The sequence below is a fragment of the Leptospira koniambonensis genome, assembly GCF_004769555.1.
Taxonomy (GTDB): Bacteria; Spirochaetota; Leptospiria; order Leptospirales; family Leptospiraceae; genus Leptospira_B; species Leptospira_B koniambonensis.
Genome location: NZ_RQFY01000012.1, coordinates 211,084 through 234,348 on the forward strand (window position 1 = coordinate 211,084; position 23,265 = coordinate 234,348).

At 39.0% G+C, this 23,265-nt stretch carries 24 protein-coding genes and 1 riboswitch; of the genes, 12 read left to right on the forward strand and 12 right to left on the reverse strand.

Annotated features, from left to right (window positions below; all coding sequences use genetic code 11):
• The first annotated feature begins 72 nt into the window (after positions 1-72).
• Entirely contained in the window at positions 73-969 is an 897-nt protein-coding gene (locus EHQ52_RS18885) for a DUF4349 domain-containing protein (protein WP_135616929.1), read from the forward strand.
• Between the two features lies 1 nt (position 970).
• Here the strand turns inward: EHQ52_RS18885 and EHQ52_RS18890 are convergent, their stop codons facing one another.
• Positions 971-2,818: an SLC5 family protein gene (locus EHQ52_RS18890; RefSeq protein WP_244244959.1), complete on the reverse strand. Its 1,848-nt coding sequence runs from the start codon at positions 2,816-2,818 to the stop codon at positions 971-973.
• A 118-nt stretch (positions 2,819-2,936) separates the two neighbouring features.
• Here EHQ52_RS18890 and EHQ52_RS18895 point away from each other — a divergent pair, with 118 nt between their 5' ends.
• Positions 2,937-3,335 carry a SufE family protein gene (locus EHQ52_RS18895; protein WP_100710609.1) on the forward strand — a complete coding sequence of 133 codons (399 nt, stop codon included), beginning with the start codon at positions 2,937-2,939 and terminating at the stop codon, positions 3,333-3,335.
• A 6-nt stretch (positions 3,336-3,341) separates the two neighbouring features.
• Here EHQ52_RS18895 and EHQ52_RS18900 read toward each other — a convergent pair whose 3' ends face one another.
• The 4 genes from EHQ52_RS18900 to EHQ52_RS20145 all read right to left on the reverse strand — a co-directional run bounded on the left by EHQ52_RS18900 (position 3,342) and on the right by EHQ52_RS20145 (position 5,636).
• Entirely contained in the window at positions 3,342-3,896 is a 555-nt protein-coding gene (locus tag EHQ52_RS18900; protein ID WP_135616931.1) for a TPM domain-containing protein, read from the reverse strand.
• Between the two features lie 5 nt (positions 3,897-3,901).
• Complete coding sequence (locus EHQ52_RS18905; RefSeq protein ID WP_135616932.1) at positions 3,902-4,798, reverse strand: TPM domain-containing protein; 897 nt, start codon at positions 4,796-4,798, stop codon at positions 3,902-3,904.
• Positions 4,799-4,812: 14 nt separating this feature from the next.
• Entirely contained in the window at positions 4,813-5,424 is a 612-nt protein-coding gene (locus EHQ52_RS18910; RefSeq protein WP_135616933.1) for a LemA family protein, read from the reverse strand.
• Positions 5,425-5,498: 74 nt separating this feature from the next.
• The gene (locus EHQ52_RS20145) at positions 5,499-5,636 is read right to left on the reverse strand and encodes a hypothetical protein (protein WP_165780257.1); all 138 of its coding nucleotides are present in this window, start codon (positions 5,634-5,636) and stop codon (positions 5,499-5,501) included.
• 141 nt (positions 5,637-5,777) lie between these two features.
• On the opposite strand from EHQ52_RS20145, the gene EHQ52_RS18915 reads away from it, so the two are divergent.
• Positions 5,778-7,508, forward strand: coding sequence for a SpoIIE family protein phosphatase (locus EHQ52_RS18915; RefSeq protein ID WP_135616934.1), 1,731 nt, complete (start codon positions 5,778-5,780; stop codon positions 7,506-7,508).
• A gap of 88 nt (positions 7,509-7,596) precedes the next feature.
• On the opposite strand, the gene EHQ52_RS18920 is transcribed toward EHQ52_RS18915, so the two are convergent.
• Together EHQ52_RS18920 and EHQ52_RS18925 are read right to left on the reverse strand one after the other, a co-directional pair.
• Complete coding sequence (locus tag EHQ52_RS18920; RefSeq protein WP_135616935.1) at positions 7,597-8,523, reverse strand: DMT family transporter; 927 nt, start codon at positions 8,521-8,523, stop codon at positions 7,597-7,599.
• Positions 8,524-8,525: 2 nt separating this feature from the next.
• Positions 8,526-9,212, reverse strand: coding sequence for a hypothetical protein (locus tag EHQ52_RS18925; RefSeq protein ID WP_135616936.1), 687 nt, complete (start codon positions 9,210-9,212; stop codon positions 8,526-8,528).
• A gap of 105 nt (positions 9,213-9,317) precedes the next feature.
• On the opposite strand from EHQ52_RS18925, the gene EHQ52_RS18930 reads away from it, so the two are divergent.
• The 4 genes from EHQ52_RS18930 to EHQ52_RS18945 all read left to right on the forward strand — a co-directional run bounded on the left by EHQ52_RS18930 (position 9,318) and on the right by EHQ52_RS18945 (position 11,910).
• Complete coding sequence (locus tag EHQ52_RS18930) at positions 9,318-9,812, forward strand: hypothetical protein (protein WP_135616937.1); 495 nt, start codon at positions 9,318-9,320, stop codon at positions 9,810-9,812.
• Positions 9,813-9,854: 42 nt separating this feature from the next.
• Positions 9,855-10,586: an LIC_13076 family protein gene (locus EHQ52_RS18935; protein WP_135616938.1), complete on the forward strand. Its 732-nt coding sequence runs from the start codon at positions 9,855-9,857 to the stop codon at positions 10,584-10,586.
• A 130-nt stretch (positions 10,587-10,716) separates the two neighbouring features.
• Entirely contained in the window at positions 10,717-11,238 is a 522-nt protein-coding gene (locus EHQ52_RS18940; RefSeq protein ID WP_135616939.1) for a hypothetical protein, read from the forward strand.
• 141 nt (positions 11,239-11,379) lie between these two features.
• Positions 11,380-11,910, forward strand: a complete 531-nt coding sequence (locus EHQ52_RS18945) for a hypothetical protein (protein ID WP_135616940.1) — start codon at positions 11,380-11,382, stop codon at positions 11,908-11,910.
• A 3-nt stretch (positions 11,911-11,913) separates the two neighbouring features.
• Here the strand turns inward: EHQ52_RS18945 and EHQ52_RS18950 are convergent, their stop codons facing one another.
• The gene (locus EHQ52_RS18950; protein WP_135616941.1) at positions 11,914-12,783 is read right to left on the reverse strand and encodes a class I SAM-dependent methyltransferase; all 870 of its coding nucleotides are present in this window, start codon (positions 12,781-12,783) and stop codon (positions 11,914-11,916) included.
• Between the two features lie 157 nt (positions 12,784-12,940).
• On the opposite strand from EHQ52_RS18950, the gene EHQ52_RS18955 reads away from it, so the two are divergent.
• Both EHQ52_RS18955 and EHQ52_RS18960 read left to right on the forward strand, forming a co-directional pair.
• Positions 12,941-13,450, forward strand: coding sequence for a hypothetical protein (locus tag EHQ52_RS18955; protein WP_135616942.1), 510 nt, complete (start codon positions 12,941-12,943; stop codon positions 13,448-13,450).
• A 61-nt stretch (positions 13,451-13,511) separates the two neighbouring features.
• A complete protein-coding gene (locus tag EHQ52_RS18960) occupies positions 13,512-14,558 on the forward strand; it encodes a CapA family protein (protein ID WP_208653537.1) in 1,047 nt (348 codons plus the stop codon).
• A 104-nt stretch (positions 14,559-14,662) separates the two neighbouring features.
• Here EHQ52_RS18960 and lsa26 read toward each other — a convergent pair whose 3' ends face one another.
• A complete protein-coding gene (gene lsa26, locus EHQ52_RS18965; protein ID WP_135616943.1) occupies positions 14,663-15,403 on the reverse strand; it encodes a surface adhesion protein Lsa26 in 741 nt (246 codons plus the stop codon).
• Positions 15,404-15,845: 442 nt separating this feature from the next.
• A riboswitch (cobalamin riboswitch) is annotated at positions 15,846-16,022 on the forward strand.
• A 26-nt stretch (positions 16,023-16,048) separates the two neighbouring features.
• Here lsa26 and EHQ52_RS18970 point away from each other — a divergent pair.
• The 3 genes from EHQ52_RS18970 to EHQ52_RS18980 all read left to right on the forward strand — a co-directional run bounded on the left by EHQ52_RS18970 (position 16,049) and on the right by EHQ52_RS18980 (position 20,047).
• Positions 16,049-18,151, forward strand: a complete 2,103-nt coding sequence (locus EHQ52_RS18970; RefSeq protein ID WP_135616944.1) for a TonB-dependent receptor — start codon at positions 16,049-16,051, stop codon at positions 18,149-18,151.
• A gap of 1 nt (position 18,152) precedes the next feature.
• Complete coding sequence (locus EHQ52_RS18975; RefSeq protein WP_135616945.1) at positions 18,153-19,313, forward strand: YncE family protein; 1,161 nt, start codon at positions 18,153-18,155, stop codon at positions 19,311-19,313.
• Between the two features lie 95 nt (positions 19,314-19,408).
• Positions 19,409-20,047 carry an ankyrin repeat domain-containing protein gene (locus EHQ52_RS18980; RefSeq protein ID WP_167492242.1) on the forward strand — a complete coding sequence of 213 codons (639 nt, stop codon included), beginning with the start codon at positions 19,409-19,411 and terminating at the stop codon, positions 20,045-20,047.
• Here EHQ52_RS18980 and EHQ52_RS18985 read toward each other — a convergent pair.
• The 3 genes from EHQ52_RS18985 to EHQ52_RS18995 are packed head-to-tail and all read right to left on the reverse strand — an operon-like array spanning position 20,037 to position 22,875.
• On the reverse strand, positions 20,037-20,651 hold the full coding sequence (locus EHQ52_RS18985) for a tetratricopeptide repeat protein (protein WP_135616946.1): 615 nt from the start codon (positions 20,649-20,651) through the stop codon (positions 20,037-20,039). The two genes, EHQ52_RS18980 and EHQ52_RS18985, sit on opposite strands and share 11 nt — an antisense overlap.
• The gene (locus tag EHQ52_RS18990) at positions 20,648-22,009 is read right to left on the reverse strand and encodes a Kelch repeat-containing protein (RefSeq protein WP_135616947.1); all 1,362 of its coding nucleotides are present in this window, start codon (positions 22,007-22,009) and stop codon (positions 20,648-20,650) included. The genes EHQ52_RS18985 and EHQ52_RS18990 overlap by 4 nt, the downstream gene beginning before the upstream one ends.
• Positions 22,006-22,875 carry an LA_3334 family protein gene (locus EHQ52_RS18995; protein ID WP_135616948.1) on the reverse strand — a complete coding sequence of 290 codons (870 nt, stop codon included), beginning with the start codon at positions 22,873-22,875 and terminating at the stop codon, positions 22,006-22,008. Before EHQ52_RS18995 ends, EHQ52_RS18990 begins: the two co-directional genes overlap by 4 nt.
• Positions 22,876-23,265 lie beyond the last annotated feature (390 nt).

Genomic DNA, 23,265 nt, shown 5'->3' on the forward strand with positions numbered 1-23,265 from the left:
GTTTCTAATAGAAAGTTTCCTAAATATGTCCGAGGTTCGATGCGGGACGTATAGGATTTTTAGGAGAAATGAATGTTTCGCTTTCTAACTTCAATCTTAATCGTATCTTTTCTTTTCGTCTGTAAGGCCGAAAATTCCCAAAAACAATCTGAAGATCTTTCAGACTTACGTTCTAGATCCGCAGCGGCTCCGATGCCTTCTGCGGATGGACAATCAATGCAAGAGGCCGAGAAAAAATTGGCCGGCAAAGCAGAAGCGGGTGAAAGGGAAGAAGCACTAGAGGATCAACTCAAGACCTTTGCTACTCCTAAAATCGGAAACCTAAAGATAGGCCGTCTTTTAGAATATAAGGTAGATCTAAATTTCGAGACCAAGGATTTTATCGCTGCTCGAAAATTCTTATTAGAACTTTCAGGCAAGTATGGATTCGTTCAGAGTGAAAGCCTTCAAAATTGGGGAGGAGACACTGAACCTAGTATGACTGCTGTCATTCATGTAAAGTCTTCCGATCTATATCAGGTTTTAATGGAATTGGAGAAGATAGGAACTCTCACTTCTGAAAATATCCAAGTAGAAGATCATACTGAAAATTATACATTAGAACAGATCCATGCAAAAAGAGAGAAGATCAGGATTGCAAGAAGAACAGATCTTGGTGCCAGATCCACTCCTAAAAATGCGGCCGAGATCGAAGAACTTATCGGACAATCCGAAGATTCTGCTGACTCTGCTGAATTCGAAAAATGGAAAATTATGGATAGAGTCAATTGGGCAAAGATCAGCATCCATATGTACGGTCCTAAAAAACCAAAAGTCGTAGAAGTTCCAAGTTTTGGAGATGCGTTTATTGATCTGGCAAGTCTTGGATTAAAACTGATACTTTCTTTGATCTATATTATTCCTTTAGCTTTGGTCGCTGCAGGGATTTTTTATATAGTCAGGTTTACCAGAAATAAATGGTCCAAATAAATTAAGAAAATATAAAGTATAACCAAAGGGTCGCAGAGATCAAAAGTCCTGCGGCCCATATATCATTCCTGAAAAATCCCCTCACTCTATATTTTTGGGGAAAACGTTTAGCTTTATGCAAAGAAACCCCCAAAAAGAATAATCCTGAAAATGCAAAACTTGTCCAAGCGCAAGTTTTAGGATCTATACCTAATCCAATTCTGGAATACACTAATAATCCAAAACCAAATAAGAAGACGACTGCCAAATAAATAGTCTTTGTAGGAATTTTTACAGAAAATCCAGGTTTTGCTTTATTTTCGTTTTCATTCTTAGAAAAAATTAAGCTTAAGAAAATTTGGGAGAATATTCCAAAAATACATACGATAAACACTCTATGCAGAAAATTTAATTTTTCTCCAAACGTAATATGTATTTCTGGAATTCCGGAAGATAAGACCGAATAAAAATAAGGCAAAGAAATAGATAAGATAGGGCAGATCAATATAGTGACCCAGGCTGCTCTCGCATTGGATCTTCTCCAGAAAACTCCCACTAAAAATACAGAAAGTAATCCTAAAGTGAAATGAGCGCTTTGTCCTGAGATCTCTAAGAAAAAATTCCCTTTAGAATTTGGTGTATAAGTATATAACGCTAAGAATATGGTTAACGCGGAGAAGAAGAGCAAAAACATTCTTCCTACACGAACCACTTCTTCGTCTTCTAGTCTTTCGCCTAAGAACTTTCTCCCTAAGAGAGTTTGTTTTGCTTTAGTATAAAAATCTACTGTAAATAATGTAGATGCAGAGTTTAACATAGAGTCCACAGAGGAAAAGATTGCTCCTAGTAATCCTGCAAGTATCAACCCTCCAAAACCATAGCCGCTCGGAACCACTAAGGATACTAGTCTCGAAAATGCTTCGTCAGGATCTACTTCTGAGACTAAGTTTGTTTGGTTCCAAAGATGATAGGCTGCAACTCCCGTAAGCACCGTAAAAAATGGAATGATTAAAGTTAAAAAACCATCTCCTAAGATCCCGACTCTTGCTTCTCTTAAACTTTTAGCTCCTAAAGTTCTTTGGACTATAAATTGGCTTGTTCCCCAATAGAATATATGCAGAAAAAATAATCCAGTTAATGCACCAGTCCAAGGAAGAGAAGAATGATCGCTTGGTAAGAATAGATCCATTCTTTTTTCAGATGCCGAGACTAAAGCTTCTTTAGCCCATAAACCTTCCCAGCCTCCGACGGCGGGATGCCAGATTGTAAGATAGGCAAGTAAAACTCCTGCCAGTAATATCAGAACGGATTGGATTACATCCGTATAAACAACGGCCTTCAGTCCGCCAAACCAGGTATAGGCGGTAGAAAATATCCCGAGTAAAAGTACACCTTCTATATAACCTAAATTCTCCCAGCCTAGATCTTTCCAGAAGGGTAGAAGGGACCGAGATCCAATATACAATCCAGCAGCAAGTTGGATTGCGATGAATACTAAGAGTATTCCAGAATAGAGTAGTTTAGAAGATTCTCCGTATCTATTTCCTAAAAATTGGGAGAGAGTAAAAATTTTTTTCCTTCTATATAATGGAAGAAATATATAAGAAAGAAGTAATAGAGCAGGAATAGCCCCCCACATATAATTACTTTGTGCAAAACCTACTGAGTAACCAATTCCCAACATTCCAACGATATGGTTTGCTGAGACATTCGTTCCAAAAAGAGAGCCTGCCACTCCCCACCAAGGAAGAGATCTTCCTCCTAAGAAATAATCTTCTCCTGAGTTTTCTTTTCGACCGACGTAAAATCCAACTCCTAAGACTAACCCCAAGGTTGATAGAAAGATGACTGCGTCAATATAGTTAAACACTGTATGTATCTCGAGAACCAGCTTTCATAGGGTTTTACTTAACACAAGTATTCCAAATTATTTTGTTTCCGGGGAAACAGTAGTTTTTAGCCTAGAATAAATTAGCCTGAGGGAAAAGATGCCGACTCTGGAAGAAGCTCAAAAAGAAATTATCGCCGAGTTCTCGGAAGCTGCAGACTGGGAAGAAAGATACCAGATGCTGATCGAGATTGGAGACGAGCTTCCTGTTTTGGCCCCCGAATTAAAAACAGAAGATAGATTAGTGCCAGGTTGCCAATCCAGAGTTTGGGTTGTCCCGGAAGAAAAAGACGGCAAATTATTTATCCAAGCGGACAGCGATTCTGCGATCACGAAAGGAATGATTGCACTACTCTTAAGAGTTTTTTCAGGAAGAACAAAAGATGAGATCAAGTCAGCATCGTTGGAATTCCTGAAAGAGATCGGCCTAGATAAACATCTTTCCATGAGCCGTAGAAACGGTCTCTATTCCATGGTTAATAAAATTAGAAGTTTCTAATATCTATCAATTTATATAAGGTTCATTTGAGATCTCGTTTGGATTTTTCTTTCCAGCTGGGAAATGTTTGCTCAATTCTTCAGTGAGCTCTTTGATCCCGGTGAGTATTGCATTCTTGGGATCGCCAGATTTAAAACCTTCTCCTATTTTCGAAGAGATTAGATTTAATTTTTCCTGTCCTATTTTTTTATAGATCCCACGATCCGCCAAGGTAACGATCTTTTTTTCAGAAAGAAGAATATAGATCAGTATTCCAGTATTTTCTTCTGTGTCCCAAACTTTTAAGAAAGAGAACATTTCTACAGCTCTATCTCTTGCGGTTTTGCCGGAGAATATTTGGAAAAGTGGGATCTTTGTTTCGACCGCTACTTTTAATTCCCCTCTATGGCTTTTTTCAGAATCTGCAACTGCAGATGTGATCTCTCTCAGGTCTTTAGGACTAAAATATTTTCTTAATAAAGTAAAACCTGATAAAGGGCTGTTTCCTATCCTGAATAAGTCTAGGAATCCAGCAAAAATATTACGTATAAGTCTTTCGATTAAAGAAGGATTTTTGCTCATAAGAATTACCAGTCCGAAGAAGATCCTCCCCCGCTAAAATCTCCACCGCCACCGCTGAATGAATCACTGGAAGAAGATGAGGAACTCCAACCAGAATCGCTGGAACTATAGGAACTCCAAGAACTATCAGACCATCCACCTCTTCCACCAGATCCTGGATTTTTTGCAGCTATGTAAATGATACAGAGTAGTATAAAGAAGATCACTAAAAGTGGAAGCATTACTTCTAAAGAAAAACCTAAAAATCCTCCCGCCAAGTATCCGAAATAAGTAGCAAGTCCTGCTTGGAGTAAACTGAATAGTTTCTTAAATAAGAATCCTATCGCGATCCCTATTACAACCAATGCACCTATATAAAGACCAAAATTATCATCTTCTTCTGCGCTGCTTGATGATTCGTAACTTGTAGAACTTGGTTCAGGTAATTGTTCTCCGTCAATCAGTCCTAGGATCTTCTCGATCCCTTGGTCGATTCCTTCGAAATATTTGCCTTCTTTAAATAAGGGTCTAACGTATTCTAACTGAATTCTTTTACTAACTACGTCAGGTATGGCTCCTTCTAACCCTCTGCCTATTTCGAAACGCATTTTACGATCGTCTTTTGCAACTAAAAAGATGACTCCGTCTGCAGTTCCCTTTCTTCCAATTTTCCAATCTTCTGCAAGACGGATGGAATACTGTTCTATGGTCTCATCTCCGGTCGTTGGGATGATGACTAAAACAACCTGACTTCCTTTACGTTTTTCGAATGTTTTTAATTTATTTTCTAAATTAGAAACTTCTTCTTCGCTTAACGTAGAAGTCAGGTCAGTGACCCTATGCGCCAATTTGGGAATAGGGATCTGGTCCGCAAAAATCCCGGAACAGAATAGTAAAATTGGAAGAAAAAGATACCTTCTCATATCGAACCCGGTTTTTAGAATTGGACTTGAGGAGGTTTAGAAATTTCTTTTTCGTTTTCTACGCTGAAATTCGGTTTTATATCATAACCAAAAATTTTAGCAGTGATCACGTTCGGAAATGTTCTGACTGTGATATTATACTCTTGGACTGAAGTGATATAACGGTTTCTTGCAACAGCGATCCTATTTTCAGTACCTTCTAACTGAGCTTGTAGCCCGATAAAACTTTTGTCCGATTTTAGGTCAGGATATTTTTCTACTACTACCATCAATCTAGATAGAGCAGAGGTCATTTGTCCTTGCGCCTGATTGAATTTTGCAAATAGTTCAGGATTATTTAATACTTCAGGTGTTGCTTGGACAGAACCTACGCTGGCTCTTGCACGAGTTACTTCGATCAAGACTTCTTTTTCTTGAGCGGCGTAACCTTTGACTGTATTGACCAGGTTCGGGATGAGATCCGCTCTTCTCTGGTACATATTGATTACTTCTGACCAGGCAGCTTTTACCTGTTCATCTTGGACTTGGATCGTGTTATAGCCGCACGAGCTTGTAAAAAACAGAGTCAGACCGGTAAAACCGATCAGAAAACTTTTACGGATCCGAAAAAAATCGCCTTGGGACATTCCCACCTCCGACCTGCGGAATTCTGTAAGGAAAACGTCCCTTGGCAATCGGTTTTTTCTGACAACATTCTGTTTTATGCCGCCTCTTTTGGGAAATTTTGGTGTTTTTCCAGGGCTCTTTTGCGGATTTCCTCGATGAGTTTGTCCGCGAGCATTTCTGCAAGGGCAGATATTTTTTCTTGGTTGATTGAGTTTCTATGTTCGGTTTTCATTGGCGCCTCCTTGTGGTCCGTATATAAAAATACAGCGGGCCCCGGACAAATTGGGCGGGCAGAAAATAAAAAAACCGGGAAAATTCTCCGGCTCCCTCACCCGATAATAAATAGAAAAATGGCAAGGGCCGCCTGGTACGAATGGAATTGGATTATAAAACCCGACTCGAGGAAATCGAGAAGGTAGAAGGTTATTTTCGTAGGTCCCCGGAAGGGATCTGGTCCTACGAATTGGATTCTCCTTTAGACATCACTTTTCCGATCGAGGAACAGTGCAGGTTGATCTATGAGACTGCAAGACTCACTCATTGCAATGATACCATGGCTCGGATCTATGGGTATCATAACGCAGAAGAGATCAAAGGTGTTTTATTAAAAGATCTTGTTGGACCTACTAACAAGATGAATATATTCGGCATTAATGAATTCATTCGCTCAGGTTATAAAATTCACGATAGCGAATTAGAAGAGATAGATCTAAGAGGAAAACGTAAATATTTTCTAAGCACTGCATTGGGAGTGGTTGAGAATGGATTTTTACTTCGAGCATGGGGAGTGCAGAAGGACGTAACCTCTATTCGTGCAGCAGAGTCTCGGCTCAAAAGAACAATCGCTTTAGAAAGTTTACTCACTCAGCTCTCCAGATATTTTTTAAGCGTAGAACCCGGAAATACCACAGATGCAGTGAATCATGCTTTAGGCGAACTTGGAAAATTCTGCGGAGCAGACAGAGCTTTTTTATTTTTATATACCCATGCTGGTCTTACTATCTCTAACACGAATGAATGGTGTGCAGATGGAATAGAACATAGGATCCATCTATTACAAAATCTTCCTATAGAAACATTTCCTAAATCGGATTACGATACAATTAGCAATAAGGGCCATGTCGTTTATGATTCTTTGGATAATGTTCCTTCTACCCATGCTTCTCTAAGAAATCTTTTGGAGAGAAGAGGAACTCGTTCCTTGGTAGTGGTAGGTCTTTCTTCTCGTGATGAAGAGCTTGGTTTTATAGGATTCGATTCAGTAAAAGGCCATAAACTTTGGACAGAAGAAGATATTTACGTTCTAAGACTTGTGGGTGATTTAATCGTTTTGGCTTTCGATAGACAAAAAAGAGAATCAGATCTAAACGATTTTTATGAAAGAATGAATCATGATTTGGAACTGGCGCGTCTTACGCAAAGATCTTTGGTCTCGAGAGAATTTCCTAGTTCACCTTTTTATAAAATGGATAGCTATTTCCGTCCTTTCGAAAAAGTGGGAGGAGATATCATAACGTACATCCAACATGAAAATGGAGTGTTGGATATTTTATTTGGAGATGTTTCCGGTCATGGAATTTCTTCTGCAATGGTTTCTGGAATGGCAGTACTTTCCTTCAGACATCATGCTAAAGCAGGTCTTTCTCCTGCGGAAGGTATACAACAATTTGTGAAAGATCTTAAGCCAATGGTAGTGGAACATCATATCGCTGCTGTATGGGCCAGATTTTTTCCTTTGGAGAAGAAGTTAGTCTATTCTTATGCTGGTCATCCTCCTATTGTTGTGTTTAGGGGAGAGGAGAAGATGGAGCTGAAAGGTATGAATCTTCCTCTTCTTATCTTTGATTCCATAGAATATTTTAATGAATCTATTAAATTACAAAAAGATGATAGAATCGTATTCTATTCTGACGGAATGTACGAAGTATTCAATGCGGAAGGTAGGATTTTAGATCTTCCTGGATTTCAAGATATTCTATTCCAACATAGAGATCTTGGAAATTTAGATGAATATTTAGATCAGGTTGTCTCAGATGTATTCCAATTTTCGGAAGGAGTTTTCGGAGATGATATGGCGATGCTTGTGATAGATATAAACGGCTAGGGATTTCACGCGAAGCCGCGAAGAAAAGAAGGTTTCTGCACAAGTTTAGTTAAATATCTTCTTAACTTAGCGCCTTGGCTTGAACGAACTACTCTGGGACTTTCTTTTTTCTGCCGAGTAGAAAGACCCCTGAAAGGACGATCACGGTCCCAACTATGTTTTCCCAGGTGATAATCTCTCCTAAGAGAATGGCCGCTAAAAATAAAGTAAAGACCGGGCCGACACTTCCCGCGATGGATGCCTTATTGGAGCCAATCCTTTGGATCCCTGCGGTAGTTAAGAATGCAGGTACTACAGTGGTCAAAAACCCTAAAGCAAATCCATATCCATAAACTTGCCAAGGCTGATGCATTAGGATTTCATAATTCTTTGTGAAGAAAAAATGGATGAGCACAAAAACGCCGGACCAGATCATCAAAAGAGCAGTGAATTTTCGAGAACCCAGCTTTGGGATCATCTGCCCGCTTCCTATTAGATAAATTGCATATGCTAATGCTGAAAGAAATACCAATGTTGCGCCGATCCAAGCTGACTTTCCTTGGGTTTCTGCATCTGGTAAAAATGCTAATAGTATACCTGAGTATGTGAGTGCAACTGAGTAGATCTCTATTTTGTGGACCTTCTTCTTTAAAAAAACAAAACCTAAAAGAAGAACGAGTGCAGGGAACGTAAATAGGACCAGTCTTTCCATGGATGCGGATAGGTATTCTAATCCCCAAAAATCAAAAAAGCTCGCCATATAATAGCCAATGAATGCGAGCAGAACTACGACCCCATAATCTTTCCGAGAGATCGGTTTGTCTGGATTTTTATTGGATTCTTGGTAAAGAACGAATGCGAAAAATGGAATGGCGAATATCATTCTAAGTGCAAGAACTGTAACTGAGTCTATTCCAAATTTATAAACTAATTTTACGAGAACTCCTTTTGAGGAAAATAGCACTGTCCCCGCCAGAGCATATAAATAACCCAAGGTTTCTTCGTTGGATCTAAAAGTGAGAGAAAAATTTTTCAGGTTTAACGTCCTAAAAAGAAATAGTTCAATTGTTTTCTGGAAGTGATAAATCCTCCTCCAGGACGAAGCGCTGGAAAGAAAGAATCCCCTGCAATTTCGGAAGTCGCCTTTAAGTCACGGATTTGCCCGTAACATTCTGAAAGATAAAATGCATGTCCGCATCCTAATAGATGATAGCCTTCATGGACCATCGTACGGGAAGCTCCTCCTACAAGTAAATGTCCAAGTGATGCAGTATGAGCTAAAACAAATCCTCTGGTTCCGGTGGGGCTGTCCACGGCTCCTAAAACTTCAAATGTAGGAATAAAAAATAAGGCTAAAATATAAGATGCGAATTCATATGCGATGTCCGAGAATCGGACTCCTGCCAATGCTAAGATCCGATCACAACTATCTGGCAATTCAGCGTTATAAAGTTCTTCCATGATCGCTTTGCCTGTCCAACCAGGCCTTTTCCAATCTTTTACCTGGGCAATGTTTGCTTGAAGATTATAGAGGGCCAACTCTTCATTCCAAGAATTGAATAGATAGTCCATTCTTTCGGTAGAAACGTTTTCATCCTTCCATACGCATACTCGGACGGATTTCATTTTTCCGTATTCATAGCTCTCTCTCTCGGAAGATCTATGAAACCCAACTGTAGTGCAGGAAGTTAATAAGATAAGAAGAAGGAAACGAATATGTCGCATGTTTGCAATTCTTTAGAACCTTAGAAAAACTCCTTGGAAAAGCAAGGACTTTCGTTCGATACTAATAGAGGAAGCTTGTGTTAGCACAGTCAAAGTTTTAAGTAAATGAGCTCAGCAAAATCAAAGAATAAAAAGCAAGTGAAGAAGGTTCCTACAAACAAGAGATCTTCTTCTCCTTTGTTCCTACTATTGGTAGGAATTCCATTCTGTTTTTTTCTGATAAGCGCAATGCTCGGCAGTGTATTAAAATTAGATAGGGTAAGTTCAGAATCTGCATTTGAGAATAGGTTAAATCCGATTGAAAAGGCTTGGAGAGGCCTGAAATTGAAGGTGTATGCTTATGAATACGGCTCTGACTATCGAAATAAGATCCCGGAAAATGAGGGGCGTGCCTTAGGTTTAATACGTGAATCCATTCTAGAATCCACTCTTCCTAGATATCTTTTTTTATTTCTGGCGATCGCAGTACCATTTTACTTTTTCGTAAGATTGTTTAAGGACAAACCAAAGAAGAAGGCTTTATGGCCGGTGGCTGTAACTGCTAATCCTAAGGTTAGAAGAACTTCTACACTTCCCCCAAAAAAAATCGGACAGAATTAAAATAGATTTGATTACGTTATTATAGCATATTGAACATGTCGTATGCTTCCAAGTAGACGATATTCGAACTTTTGTAAAATTATTACCCTAATCGGTATAACCGCATTATTCCTCCAAAACTGTACTTTAGATAAAAGGATAGAATTCGCAGGAGAAGATAAACTAGGCCTGGAATCAGGAAGTAAACCCTGCGAGGAACTAACACATTATAATCGTTGGTTCGCTCTTTATGGTCTATGGCGTATCCCTGGTTCGAGGGATATTGAAATAGAAAAGAAAGAAGGTAAGGTCTACTTCGCAGAACATTCTGTAAACGGATTACAGGCAACTTTGAATGTGCTTACCGGTTTTTTCAGCACAATAGTATTCTATAAAGTTACAATTAACGAATGCGATCTAGGAACTAGATTCGTTCATAAGGACCAATACGAAAAATTCTTCGAAGAAGAAAAGAGCAGAGCTCATGCAGAGTTCTTTTCTAAAACGGAAAAAGAATTGGAAGATGCTCTACGTAAGTATCTGGATAAGACAAGCCCGGCGGAACATGCAGGTAAAAATTACAGCATGATCATTCTAAGAACTGGTAAAACAACTGAAGCCAGAGTGGTGGGCCAAGATGTGGATTCCCTCAAACTGGAAACAGAAGATTCTAACGGTCAAAAGCATGAATTTACTCTTTTGAAAAAAGAAGTATATAAAGTGATCTTTGCTACTAAGATTATTAAAGTAAAAGATGCTCCTCCTGTAAAAGAACCAGGTAAAGAAAAACACTAATATAATTATCGCATCCCTTCTTTGGGGGATGCGATCTCTCATTTCCAATTAATAAATTTTCCTTCTACAAAAATCCTACTTGTGCCTAGCTATGATATTCGCTTATCATACCGACAAGAGAATTCTTCTGATGTCATCTTATCCCTTAATGTCTAAATTCATACTTTACAAATTTATAATATTTCTGATTGCGGCATTTACACTGAATTGCGGACTCGCTTTAGGATACCAGGCAGAAGAAGAAGCCAAAGCATCCCAAGAGGATAATAACAATCCGATTTTAGCTGCACTTGGATTGTTGAACGGAAATTCGAGTGGTTTGCTTAGTTTTTCTCCTTCCCCTTTGGCATTTTCCGCGTCCTCTGGAAAAGCAGCCTATGATATTACAGTTAATTATTGGCCCGGTTCGGGAACCGGAGAATTACGTTTCGAAACAGTTTGGAACGGAACCATGTCTTGTACAGCTCATGAAGGTGTGTTTGCGGTATACGATGATGATATATATCCTTTAACTTTTGCCGAAGTTTCCTTCAGCTGTATTTTTACAGGAACGGGCCAAATATTGCATAATGTGGCTACTGATACTACCGGACCTGGACTTCCTAGTGTAGGTACTAACGTAGGGACTTTAGACGTAACCGTAACTCAGTAATTCTAGTTTTATAGAAGTCTCTATATCCCTCTTTTTAGGGATGCGCCTGCCCTTTTTAGTCAATAAATTTACCTTCTACAAAAATCCCACTTGTGTATAGGCCCGATATTGGTTTATCATACTTGGCAGGGGAATTCTCCGATGTTATTCTATCGTTTTTTATCCAATTTGATACTTTATAAATTTATAATATTTATGTTTGCGGCCTTTACATTAAATTGTGGTCTCGCCTTAGGATACCAAGCGGAAGAAGAGGCTGCTAAGGCGTCTCAGGAAAATGATAATAGCCCAGTTTTAGCTGCGCTTGGATTGAGTTCTGATGGCGGAGGGAGCAGTGGTATAATAAACTTTTCGGTAAGCAGTAGCCAGACGATTACTACATCTGGAAGCATTGTTTATACGATTACAGTTCCTAAGTGGCCGACTACAGATTCCGGCGACATCAATCTAAGTATCACTTGGGTTAGCGAGGTTGTCGCCTGTACCGATCCAAGTCCGAACACATTTACTTTTATAAGTGATCAGGGTTATCCAAGAATTTCTTCCAATATTACCTTTTCTTGTGGTAAAAAAGGGGATGGGAAAATCTCGCATATAGTAACTTCAGCGCCAGCTTCCGCGTCTTCATTGGTCGGGACTTCCCTCGGTGATATATCGGTGACTATTAAATAAGATTTATCTAGCCACTCCAAAACAAACAGCCATCATATCACCTTGGTCAAATTTTTTGACTGCCCAATCTGCAATCTTCTTAGAAGTTTTGTAGAAGACTCCAGATCCTTTTTTAGCAGTGAGACCACTTCCATAAGAAATATGTCCAAGTGGAATATAACCTAGTTCGTTCCCTAAAGAAATGATTCCAGGCAAACTATAATAATAAAGATGTTCCGGAACATTTAGATATCTCCATTTAGGTCCTAGATATTTTGCAAGAACTCCGTATCTGCAGGTAGAAAGTATCATTCTTCCTCCTGGTTTTAAATGTTTTAGGATTTTCTGAAGTGTTTCTTTAGGATGATGAAGATGTTCTATACTCGCCCAAAGAGTGATCAGATCGAATTTTTCTTTTCCATCTAGATCCCAGCTTAAAAAATCCTTTTGTTCAACATCTAAACCTAAGGTCTCTTTTGCAAAACGTACTGGCCCGCTTGCAATATCTAATCCTTTGGTTTTCCAATTTCTGCTCTTTAGATAATCTAAAAAATAGCCAGCGGCGCAACCCACATCTAATGCGGATCTTTCGTTTCCTAACATTCTTTCCCAATCAAAGAAACCTAGATCTTTCAGATTCAAATTGAATACTCTCGCGATCTCTTTTTTGGTTTCTTCAGAATAATAATTATCATAACCTCTGTCTGTTCTTTGGGTGAAGTATGAATCTTCATAATACTTGGAAACTTCTTCCAAGCTAGGCTGAGGGTTGACCTGAACCAATTTACATTTTTTGCATTCTACTATTTGGAAGATCTCTCCTTTGGGGCTTGCCTTGGAGAAGAGAGGAGTGAATTCAGAATTAGAACAAGTATTGCATGGAATAGATTGCATACTATAAGGATCGGTGATTTAAGAGGTTTTCCGACATAAAATGGGTATTTGATCTGATTTTTAAGGCTTGCTTTTTCAGTAAATATATTGTTAAACGTAGGAGATGCGAACTTCTCTTTACCTTAAAAATAAACTTATAATAAGTTTTATCTCCCTTATGCTCATTACCCATAACGTAAGTTGTGGACTTGTGCTTACTGGTACAGATGTAGGTAAGGAATTTCTAGGCCTATCGGAAGAAGATAAGAATGATCCCGAAAAGCAAGCTGCTGCGGCTGCCATTTTATCCATGGCAATCGGTGGAGGTAATTCTTTACTTGTATTTACACCGGCAGCACTATCTGTAACTGAAGGTGGAAGCGTTGGTTATCAGGTAGCGCTTAGATCGGTTCCTTCTGATTGGACTAGCAATGATGTGTCAGTAGGTTTTGATATAGATGTGTCTTCTTGCCCTAATGGTACATCTCCGAATGTTTGGCCTTTTACTTTTGGTCCCCCATATAGTCCCGTAAACTTGAGCTTTAATACCATGAATGCTGGAGCATGTATAGTGAACTATACTGTCAGCGGAGAAGTAACTTCTCAAACTTCCGGTTTAATAATCGGTGCATATGCTGGATCTCTTCCTTTGTTAATTCAACCGATTGCTGTTGTTGTGGGTCCTTGAAAGGATCGAAAGTTTAGAAAAACCGCTTTGCCAGGGACAGGGTTTCTAAAATCCTTCCCCTATGTATAGAATCCTTGCGCTGTCCTCTCTTTTAGGACTTTCTCTTTTATTCTCTCAATGCCAGCCGATCGAATCTGTAGAACCTGAAACTTTGAAGATCAAAGCGGTGGGTGATTTGGTCATGGGAACTAATTATCCAGAGAATAAACTTCCTTCAGATCCTAAGAAAACTTTGTTCTCTCAAGTTGAGCCAAGTTTAAGAGGTGCAGATATACTATTTGCAAATTTTGAAAGTACTCTAACTGATTATCCTCATTGTGCTAAAAATATAAATCGTCCTCTTATCTTTGCTTTCAGAACTCCTCCATCATATGCAAAAATCCTAAAAGATGTTGGATTCGACATAGTTTCCATCGCGAATAATCATAGTTTAGATTTTCACCAACAAGGTTTTGACGATACAGGTAAAAATCTTTCCGAAGCTGGAGTCAGATATACTGGCAAAAAAGGTGCTATCACTTATATGAATGTAAAAGGAATTTCTGTGGCTTGGATTGGCTTCAGTCATATGCAAAGCGCTCATAATCATGTGAACGAAATCGAAGAAGGTGTGGCTCTCGTTAAAGAAGCCAAGAAAAAAGCGCAACTCGTGTTTATCTCTGTTCATGGTGGAGCAGAAGGCGGACCAGCTTTACATGTAAAAAATGAACAGGAAAGATTTTACGGAGAATATAGAGGAAATCTAGTCGCTCTTTCTCATTCTCTGATCGATGCAGGTGCAGACTTATTTATTGGACATGGTCCTCATTTGCCTAGAGCATTCGAATTATATAAAGGAAAACTGATCGCTTATTCTTTAGGAAACTTTTTAGGATATAGAGTATTCTCTACGAAAGGATACGGGGGTTATTCTTTGGTCTTGGAAGCAGATTTAGATAAACAAGGGAATTTTATCAAAGGTAAGATCCATCCATTACAATTAAGCCAAAATGGAATTCCTGCTCCAGATCCAGACGCTAAGACTACTGAACTCATCCAATCTTTGACTAAATCTGATTTTCCAGGAAAAGGACCTAAGTTCCAATCTGATGGAAGTTTCCATCCTTAATTGAAGTTTGCCTTGTAGGAATTCCTAGAGCGACATTCTAAAATAAAAAAGCCGATGTAGGAATTCCCGCATCGGCTTTCTACTTAATAAAACCTTAACGTAAATTATTCGGTTTTGCTAGCTGGTTCCAATGCACCCGCAGGAGCTTTGAAGTTGATCTCATAAATATCATAATGAGAATCTCTCAAGCCAGTTACATAAGCTACAGAAACTCCTAAGAAATATCTAAGACCGAATTTAAGAGTGTTTGTCGCAAAGGTTGCGATCTCTTCGTCAGTGACTGAAAATGGATGAACTTTATTTCTGGTCTCATCCAGATATAATCCTTCCCAGGTTCCGATCATAACTCCTTTATATTCTAAACTTAGAATACGTCCAGTAACGGAAAAATTTCTTTTTCCTCCGGATTTATTTTTGCTTACAATCTTATCAGGTAGACCTTTAGGAAGAGATCTTTCTTGGAGTTGTGCTCCTACCACTTCGTATTTGGAAGATAAAGCGATTGCCTCGAATCTGTGGATCCTGTATTGGACCAAAATTTCTTGGTTTAAATTTTTACTTAAAAAATTCACTACGTCTGCGTTTTCAGGACGTACGCTGAATTCGATCTTTTGTTTTGCAGGAACAAAACATTCGTCCTTCATTTCATCACAAGCTTCTGAATCGTTTATAGTATAAACTTCAATAAGACCTTCGTAAGATTCAAAGATGACCCCTCTGCTTTCGAATTGGATCAATTTTGCAACTGTCCAACCTTCGGAATAAGTTCCGGCTGCTGATAAGGATGAGGTAGTTAAAAGAAAGATCCCTAATAGAAGAAATCTTAAGGATGGAATTCGTTTCATTCGAGTTCGGTGCTCCATATTATGTAGGTAGACCCCAAGCTGTTTCCTTTGGGGCACGAATTCGTGAATCCTTTCCGGTTTTTATCTTACATCAAGAAAATATTTCTTTCTGAATTTGAAAATGTAGGAACTCCAATATCCGATATTAAGTAAAACCTTGGCCGCCTCTTCGCTACGCGAAGACCGGGCTGCTCTGGGTTCGCTGGCGCTCATCCGGGCTTTGCCCGGATTAAAGCCCTTCGCATCCCTGGCGGGGATTCTGGATTAAAAACCTTCGCGGTCTTGGCGCCTTGGCGTGACTCAAAAGTCGCTGTATTTGCGTCTCACACAAAGCCGCGAAGTTGAGAAGATATACATTGTAGGAGTTCCTACATGGCAAACAAACTCTGTGAGCTCTGTGTTCTCCGTGCGAACCTGAGCTCCTTTTTGAGATTGCCCCTCCGACTTGGGTTGGGAACCTGGTCCTTGCAAGTAGATCGGAAAAGGGAATCCGGTGAAAATCCGGAGCTGTACCCGCAGCTGTAAACGCCTAAACGGTCGGACAAAACCACTGTCGAAAGACGGGAAGGGTCCGAACCTTCGCGTGAGTCAGAAAACCTATCAGAGCTGCTTTCAATTCTCTGGCTTTCGGGAGTTAAGGCCTCAATGCACAAAAGACCCAAACGATTCGGAAAGATACTTCATCTAGGGCTTTTTTTATTTTCTGTCCAAGTATTTTCTCAAGAATCCCAGAAGACTGAAACTTCCACTGTCAAAGTAGTAGGAAAGACCAGTTCAAATTCTCAGCCTGAAAATTTCAGAAAGAACCCAACAGGTTTCCAGACTTCTATCGATCTGGACCAATACAATGCACGTTATACGAATCTTCCGGATGTTTTAGAAAGAGAAGCAGGAGTCAGGATCAGAAGATACGGCGGATTAGGTTCTTATTCTACTCTTTCTCTTAGAGGAACAAATCCGAACCAAACCAGGATCTTTATAGATGGAGTTCCTTTTAATAATGCGCAAGGTGGAGAGGTAAACCTTGCGGATCTTCCCTTTGACAATTTACAAAGTATAGAAGTATATAGAAGTGGCGCGCCCGTCGGGTTTTCTGGTTCGGCAATCGGCGGAAGTGTAAACTTAGTTACAAGAACTGGATCTGGCCCTCCTAAAACTCGCGTAAATATAGGCGCGGGAAGTTTTAATACGGGAAAGGGCAGCATAACGCATACAGGAACTTACGGTGGAATTGGGACCAGTGTATTCTTGCTGGGAGAAAAATCCGACCAAAACTTTTCCTTCTTAAACAATCATGGGACCGTGCTCGTCAATCCTCTGGATGATACGATTGATAGAAGAAGAAATGCCCAATATGAAAGAACTTCTGGTATGATCGGTCTGAGCGGTGATATCGGAGCTACAAAGATCAAGTTTTGGAATGATCTGAATTATAGATTTCATGGAATTCCTGGACCTGCAAGTAACCAAACACAGAAAGTTCATCGAAGATATCTTAGAAATACTTCTTCCCTCGGAACGGATACAAAAGGTTTATTTGATGGGTTATTAAGGCTTGAAACTCGGATGTTTACTTCATTCACGAATGATGATCTTTTTGATCCTAAATCTGAATTTTCCAAAGGTACTCCCAACTCGACTGCTTATATGGGGCAATCCGGATTTCAGGTAACTCCTACTTTTTATTTATTAGAATATTATCAAATTTTGAAATTCCATGCAGGTATTGAAAGAGAGACTTTCGAAAGGTCCAGAAGTACACCTCAAAATATAGATCTGAAATATGAACCTGGAAAGGCTAGGACTTATACCACTTTTCAAGTAGAGGACGAGTTTAGATTCTTGGATGGAAAATTAATTTTGACTCCAGGAGTTTCTTGGGATTCTTATAAGGATAAATTTCAATCAGACGAACCTTGGTATAGAAAACAAGATCCGTTTGCTTCTGCCATAAAAACTACAGAGTTTTCGAATCCTAAAGCAGGACTTCTGTGGAGGTTTTGGGAAAAAGAAAATTATTCTTTAGAATTCAAATCTAATATCGCTAGACAATATAGGATCCCAAGCTTCTTGGAACTTTTCGGAGAAGTCGGAACAATCATAGCAAACGATTCACTTAAACCGGAACGAAGTGAGAATGGTGATGCAGGGATCACTGGGAAATATAAAAAAGGAGAACTTAAATCTAATATTACAATTTCCTATTTTAGAAAAAGGATCAAGGATATGATCCTTTTCATCCCTAATTCACAATTTACCTTAAGACCTGAAAACGTGGACTCAGCAAGGATTGATGGAGCAGAAATTTCTCATAAGACCGAATATAAGGGCTGGAAATTTTTATTAGAATATACTTACCAAGAAGCGATCAACACTTCTCCCGCACCTTATTTGAACGGCAAATATCTTCCTCTTAGGCCTAAACATGAGATCTCAGGAACAATCGCTTATAGAGGTAAAACCTGGGAACTCGGTTTTGAAGGAGTGTATGTAGGAGCAGTTTTCAAAGATAGAACAAATGAATATGTGAATTACCAGCCTGCTCGCCAAATTTGGAACGCGTATCTTACGCTTGTATTATATACTTCTCCCGAGGAAGAAGATCCTAACAAAAAAGGAGAAAAAACTCCTAAAGAACTGCTCTTAAGTATAGATCTTAGGAATATGGGAGATAAAAGAGTGGAGGATATTGTAGGATACCCTCTTCCAGGAAGAAATTGGTTTATCACCTTAAGCGGGAGATTTTAATATGAGATCTGTATCGTATATCATCCTTGCCTGCTTAGTTATCTTCTTTTCCTTCTGTGGAGATATAGAAAGGCCACCTTTATATACTTTATTCTTAACCCCAGATCTTCCAAATAATATTGGAGTAGTTACCACTGATTTTGCAAGCGGTGGTAGGTTTAAAGTTTTAAATCCTGAACTTCTTCTTTCTTATCCCGGACTGACGCCTATTCATTCTGACGCAGTGGCAAGATTCGGGAATGGTAAAGTATATATTCTAAATCGTTTAAATAGAGATAGTGTGCAGGTCTTGGATCCAGATTTCGGATTCCAAACCGTTGCTGAATGGTCCATGGGTTCCGGGACAAATCCTGCAGATATAGCGATTGCTGGCCAAAACAAGGCTTATATATCACTTTATGGATCTAGAATATTAAAAATAATTCATCCTTCGACTGGGGCAAGTCTTGGCCAGATTGATTTGGGAGGATATTCTGAGCCCAGTGCCATCCCTGATAATCTTCCTGAAATGTCTGGAATGCAAATTGTAGGAACAAGTCTTTTTATAGTATTACAACGTTTAGATAGAAACGACCCAAGCGGATATTTTCCACCCGGAGCCTGGGGATCCCTGCTTTTAGAAATAGATACTGTAACAGATTCTATTATTTCTGCTTATACATTCCCAGTTCCGAATCCGGTTGGCAAACCGCAGATATTGGAACTTTTCGGAGAGACTCATATAGTTTTTGCTGCAGCAAATAGAATGGGTTTTTTAAGCCAGATTGACGGCGGAGTAGTGGCATTTCGACTTTCTTCTCGGACTTTTCGATCCGGTTTTTTATTTCCGGAAACTGAAGCTGGAGGGGATATACTCGGAGTCCAGATCAAAAACGAACAACTGGGTTATGCTAGCGTTCTGGATGCTTCTTTTAATAAAACATTACAAGTATTTAATCCAAGCACAGGGCAGAAGTTGGCGAGTTTACTTTTTATTCCTTCTTCTTATGACGCGAGTCTCACCACAATTTTACTTGGGGACGATCAAATTCTTTACGTTTCCAATACACAGTTTACTCAACCGGGAGTTACGATGTTCGATACCAATGATAATCGACTTTTAACTCCCGCTCCGATCTCGGTGGACCTCCAACCTTTCGACTTGATACAGCTCAAAGAATAATTCTAATAGAATTCTTTACCTGAAGTCGAAACCGGATTGACAAAGCTTTAAAAGAATGGATGATCCTTCGTTGTTTTTCGGAGGCCTATTCCTTGATTTCCGATATGTTCCAAATGATTGCCGCTGGCCATAAGGCCCAGGTTATTTATTCTTTAAGAGAAAATCCGGACCTAGCCTCCAAACAAAATCCGGAAGGGATTACTCCCGTACTATTTGCTCTCTATTATGGCAAAGAAGATATAATCAATTCTTATCTTACCCTAGGAATTCCTTTGAATCTATTCGAAGCGGCGGCATTGGGGAATGAAGATAGAGTCAAAGAGCTTGTAAATTCCAATTCGAGTATTGTCCGTTCTTATAGTCCCGATGGTTGGACACCTTTACATCTAGCATCTCATTTCGGAAGACTTTCCATTATTCAATTTTTATTGGAGAAGGGAGCAGACATACACGCTAAATCCAAAAGTAAATTATCGATCGGTAATACTGCATTACATTCTGCTGTTGCTTCTTGGAGAGCAGATGCGGTTGCATTACTTTTAGAGCATGGTGCAGATCCGAACTTCACTCAAGATGGTGGATTTTCTCCTTTGCATATTGCCGCTTCCAGACAAGGGAATGAAGAGATTGTTTCTTTATTATTGAAGAAGGGAGCAAATCCGGATCTTAAAACGGAAGATGGTAAAACTGCAAGAGAGATCGCGGCGGAAAGGGGAGTCGCTTTTAGCGCTTAATTTTTTTAAAAATTCCGAATAAGGCTACAATTTGTATGCCTAAAAGCAGATAAATCCAATAAAATCTATTTACGTTTGCGCTCTCATTTATTCGTTCTATTTCCAATTCACCTTTTAGTTTTTCAATTTCTATCCGAAGAAGGTTGATACTGAGAGCGAGTTCTTCTGTGTTTTTGTTGGATACGTTTTGTGTGCGGGAATTATTTCCAGAAGGTGCGGTTGATTTTTTGTTTTTAAGAGGCGCTTCATTCAACTCCGCAATTTCGTTTCGAATACTTTCATTCAAAGGCCATTTCCTATAGGCTTTTTCTAAATATTCCTTTGCCTTTAGGAAATTTCCTTTTTTCCTTTCTTCTCTGCCCATTCCGATCCAGGCCTGAGTCAAAATAAATTCCGCCTTAACGTTAGATGGATCTGATCCTAAAATAGAATTTGCTAATATAGAGGCTTCTTCATATTGTTTTGATTCTAATAGAATATTACCTTCTTGGATCCATCTGTTTTCGATTGGCTCTTCTTCTGATAATAAGAATAAAGGAGAGATGATTAGAATAGAGAAGATTGATATTCTAACAATTGCAGATTTCCAAGTTACAACTCTCATCTGTCGATCCGAATCGCTTTATGAGCATATCTTCTTCTTGGCATAGTTGAAGTATGAGTTACCCAAGCAGAACCCAATGGATTTCCAGAATCCAAAGAATATATAGTATCTTCTGGAATATTAATGGAAGAAGCTCCTCCAAAGGAAAAAATTTTTCGAGTCTCGTAAGACGTTTGGACTGCAGGAAAATATAAAGAAGTAGGAAGACTTGGACCCAAAGAAAAGGACCCTGAACCTAATTGGTAAAATTCAGTTCTATTTGTAGGAATGATAGAAGTTGCTGGTTGGAACACATTTCCTGAACCTGTTGAACCTCCTATAACTGCAAAATAGACTCCATCAGCCGGAAAAGGATCATGGGAAGAAGGTAAAATACAAACTCCTGCTGCTCCATGTTTAGATTCTCCTAAACTAGGTTCGCTGAAAGAAGTGGTAGTATTTGCAGAAGCAGCAAAACCATCCGTGCTTGAGTTTGCACTTCCGTTGTTGTAGGTCCTACCACCAGTATAAAAAATAACACCATTGATTGCACAACCAGACATATCCACTCTACTGAATATTGTAGATGCGGAAGAAAAAGAGATCCATTGACCACTAATTCCAAGTTCCGGATAGAACTTTAAGATCGTATTAAATACTGGTCCATTTGTCATATCTGTGGAATTAGAACCGGAAAGAATATAAATCTCATCGCCAACAGAACCCGCCACTGCGCCGATTGATCCGGAAGGTAGAGAAAACTTTGTTTCCCAAATATCAGAATAAGGATCATAGACTTCTACCTTGGATGAAGAAACATAGGTCCCTGAAACATTTTCCATTCCTCCAATCACGTATATTTTGTTTTTATGATGAAGGATCGAAGCGAAAATCCTTGGAGTTGGAATGTTTGTAATAGAAGAATACCAGTTATCTGTTACAGGATCGAATAGATCCACTTCTTTGATAGGAAGTCCATCATTTCCAATTCCACCTAAGATCCAAATTCCTCTAGTTTTAGGAGGATCATTCGAGATCCAAGTCGTAAATTCTAAAATACTACCTTCTTCTAACTTTTGAGATCCACAGGTCAGGATTAACCTGTAGGAAGTATTCGGGGTCAAATATTTCCATTCTAAAAAATGAGTTTTAGAAGTTTGGACACTCGGAATTATGCCATCGCTTGTATACATTGTACCTTTAGAGGCCTTTGAACAATTCCAGGAAAGAATAGCTGAGTCAGGACCTAATTTGGCAACAAATGCAAATTCTGCTCTGGCGGATTCTTCCCCTAAAATTTCAGACAAACCGGAAGTGGCACAAAAGAAAAAATGTGGAGATAGAAATAGAATTATAAAAACAGAATATACTATTTTCATATTGCAAACCCCCAGGAAAATCGAAGGCCTGATCTGCAAAAATTTGTTCCTTCTTCTATACTACATTGAGAACGGAAACCTATTCGGATGGAAGACCTGGATTCAGTCTGCCAATTCCAGCCAAATTCAAAGATCAAATCAGGGTTGATAGCGGAGATCTTTTCATCTCCAGTTCGTATCATATTGCTAAAACCTGCTCCTGCTAACCAATAGGGAGAAGAATATCCGTAATACTTACCAAGATAAACAGATTGGCTCCATATGTTTAGATTTCCGTTATTCCCTTTTCCGAAGGTTGCCTCAGAAGAAACTCCATAAAGCCAAAATTTAGAGTTTGTATCTCTTTCTAAAAATGCACCTCCTCCATATGTGACTGGAAATGCTTCTGCCCATGGTCCCCAGGAATAGTATCCAGATCCGAAAAATCCGATCCTCCAATCTTTTTGTTTAGAAGTTTCTAATAGATAATTTTCTGGAAGAGTAGGCGGCTCTGAAGATATCTCATCAAAATTATGAGAAAGAATTTTGGTTCTATCTAACTCAACGAAGCCGAGTTCTGTTTTTAAGATGAGTTTATCCTCTTTCTTTTCGATCAAGATCCCTTTGAGTTGGGTCCCATCCGTTAGTCTGAATTCAGAATAACGATAGGAAGAATCCGGTCCCTTCTTCCTTGGATCAATTCGTTGGAGTTCCAACCTGGGGATTTTGTATTTTTTCTCCTTCCAGGAAAAAAGAATGAACTCTGGTTCTTCCGAAACTTCTTCCGCGATAAAAGCATCCCCATTCTTGAATAATATTTCGGCAGCGAAAAGATAGGAGGGAAGGAAGAAGATCCCGTAAAAAACAAATACAAACTTTTTAAACATAAACTGAATTTGAGATGAAGAAGAGCCGAAGAAAAAATTCGGATCGTCCCTAATGGATGGGATGTGACTTCTTCGAGTAAAAAGAAAGAAAATTATTTTGAATTACGATAAAATATCCCAATTTAGTATATTTTAAATATTGTATGTTCTATCTGTTAGATCTTCTTTTTCTCTAAATTGCCGAATTTATGCGGAATATGGATTCCAAATTCAAAATTAGGCAGTTTTACTGAATCCTAATTCAGGATATTTATAAAAAGAGTATGGATATTATGACTTTAATATCCTAATTTGGGATATTTGTGTTTGACATTGGAAATTTTAAACGCGTTAGTGCTTTTATATATAAAGATCACCTTTAGGTGAACCGCTCACAGCTCGGCTAATTCC

Excerpts from the sequence above, each read along its gene's own strand:
- EHQ52_RS18975 (WP_135616945.1), top strand. The coding sequence starts at position 18,153 with ATGAGATCTGTATCGTATATCATCCTTGCCTGCTTAGTTATCTTCTTT.
- EHQ52_RS18960 (WP_208653537.1), top strand. The coding sequence starts at position 13,512 with ATGTATAGAATCCTTGCGCTGTCCTCTCTTTTAGGACTTTCTCTTTTA.
- EHQ52_RS18885 (WP_135616929.1), top strand. The coding sequence starts at position 73 with ATGTTTCGCTTTCTAACTTCAATCTTAATCGTATCTTTTCTTTTCGTC.
- EHQ52_RS18985 (WP_135616946.1), bottom strand. The coding sequence starts at position 20,651 with ATGAGAGTTGTAACTTGGAAATCTGCAATTGTTAGAATATCAATCTTC.
- EHQ52_RS18950 (WP_135616941.1), bottom strand. The coding sequence starts at position 12,783 with ATGCAATCTATTCCATGCAATACTTGTTCTAATTCTGAATTCACTCCT.
- EHQ52_RS18900 (WP_135616931.1), bottom strand. The coding sequence starts at position 3,896 with ATGAGCAAAAATCCTTCTTTAATCGAAAGACTTATACGTAATATTTTT.
- EHQ52_RS18970 (WP_135616944.1), top strand. The coding sequence starts at position 16,049 with ATGCACAAAAGACCCAAACGATTCGGAAAGATACTTCATCTAGGGCTT.
- EHQ52_RS18915 (WP_135616934.1), top strand. The coding sequence starts at position 5,778 with ATGGAATTGGATTATAAAACCCGACTCGAGGAAATCGAGAAGGTAGAA.
- lsa26 (WP_135616943.1), bottom strand. The coding sequence starts at position 15,403 with ATGAAACGAATTCCATCCTTAAGATTTCTTCTATTAGGGATCTTTCTT.
- EHQ52_RS18945 (WP_135616940.1), top strand. The coding sequence starts at position 11,380 with ATGTTATTCTATCGTTTTTTATCCAATTTGATACTTTATAAATTTATA.
- EHQ52_RS18930 (WP_135616937.1), top strand. The coding sequence starts at position 9,318 with ATGAGCTCAGCAAAATCAAAGAATAAAAAGCAAGTGAAGAAGGTTCCT.
- EHQ52_RS18905 (WP_135616932.1), bottom strand. The coding sequence starts at position 4,798 with ATGAGAAGGTATCTTTTTCTTCCAATTTTACTATTCTGTTCCGGGATT.
- EHQ52_RS20145 (WP_165780257.1), bottom strand. The coding sequence starts at position 5,636 with ATGAAAACCGAACATAGAAACTCAATCAACCAAGAAAAAATATCTGCC.
- EHQ52_RS18935 (WP_135616938.1), top strand. The coding sequence starts at position 9,855 with ATGCTTCCAAGTAGACGATATTCGAACTTTTGTAAAATTATTACCCTA.
- EHQ52_RS18955 (WP_135616942.1), top strand. The coding sequence starts at position 12,941 with ATGCTCATTACCCATAACGTAAGTTGTGGACTTGTGCTTACTGGTACA.
- EHQ52_RS18990 (WP_135616947.1), bottom strand. The coding sequence starts at position 22,009 with ATGAAAATAGTATATTCTGTTTTTATAATTCTATTTCTATCTCCACAT.
- EHQ52_RS18940 (WP_135616939.1), top strand. The coding sequence starts at position 10,717 with ATGTCATCTTATCCCTTAATGTCTAAATTCATACTTTACAAATTTATA.
- EHQ52_RS18895 (WP_100710609.1), top strand. The coding sequence starts at position 2,937 with ATGCCGACTCTGGAAGAAGCTCAAAAAGAAATTATCGCCGAGTTCTCG.
- EHQ52_RS18925 (WP_135616936.1), bottom strand. The coding sequence starts at position 9,212 with ATGCGACATATTCGTTTCCTTCTTCTTATCTTATTAACTTCCTGCACT.
- EHQ52_RS18910 (WP_135616933.1), bottom strand. The coding sequence starts at position 5,424 with ATGTCCCAAGGCGATTTTTTTCGGATCCGTAAAAGTTTTCTGATCGGT.
- EHQ52_RS18995 (WP_135616948.1), bottom strand. The coding sequence starts at position 22,875 with ATGTTTAAAAAGTTTGTATTTGTTTTTTACGGGATCTTCTTCCTTCCC.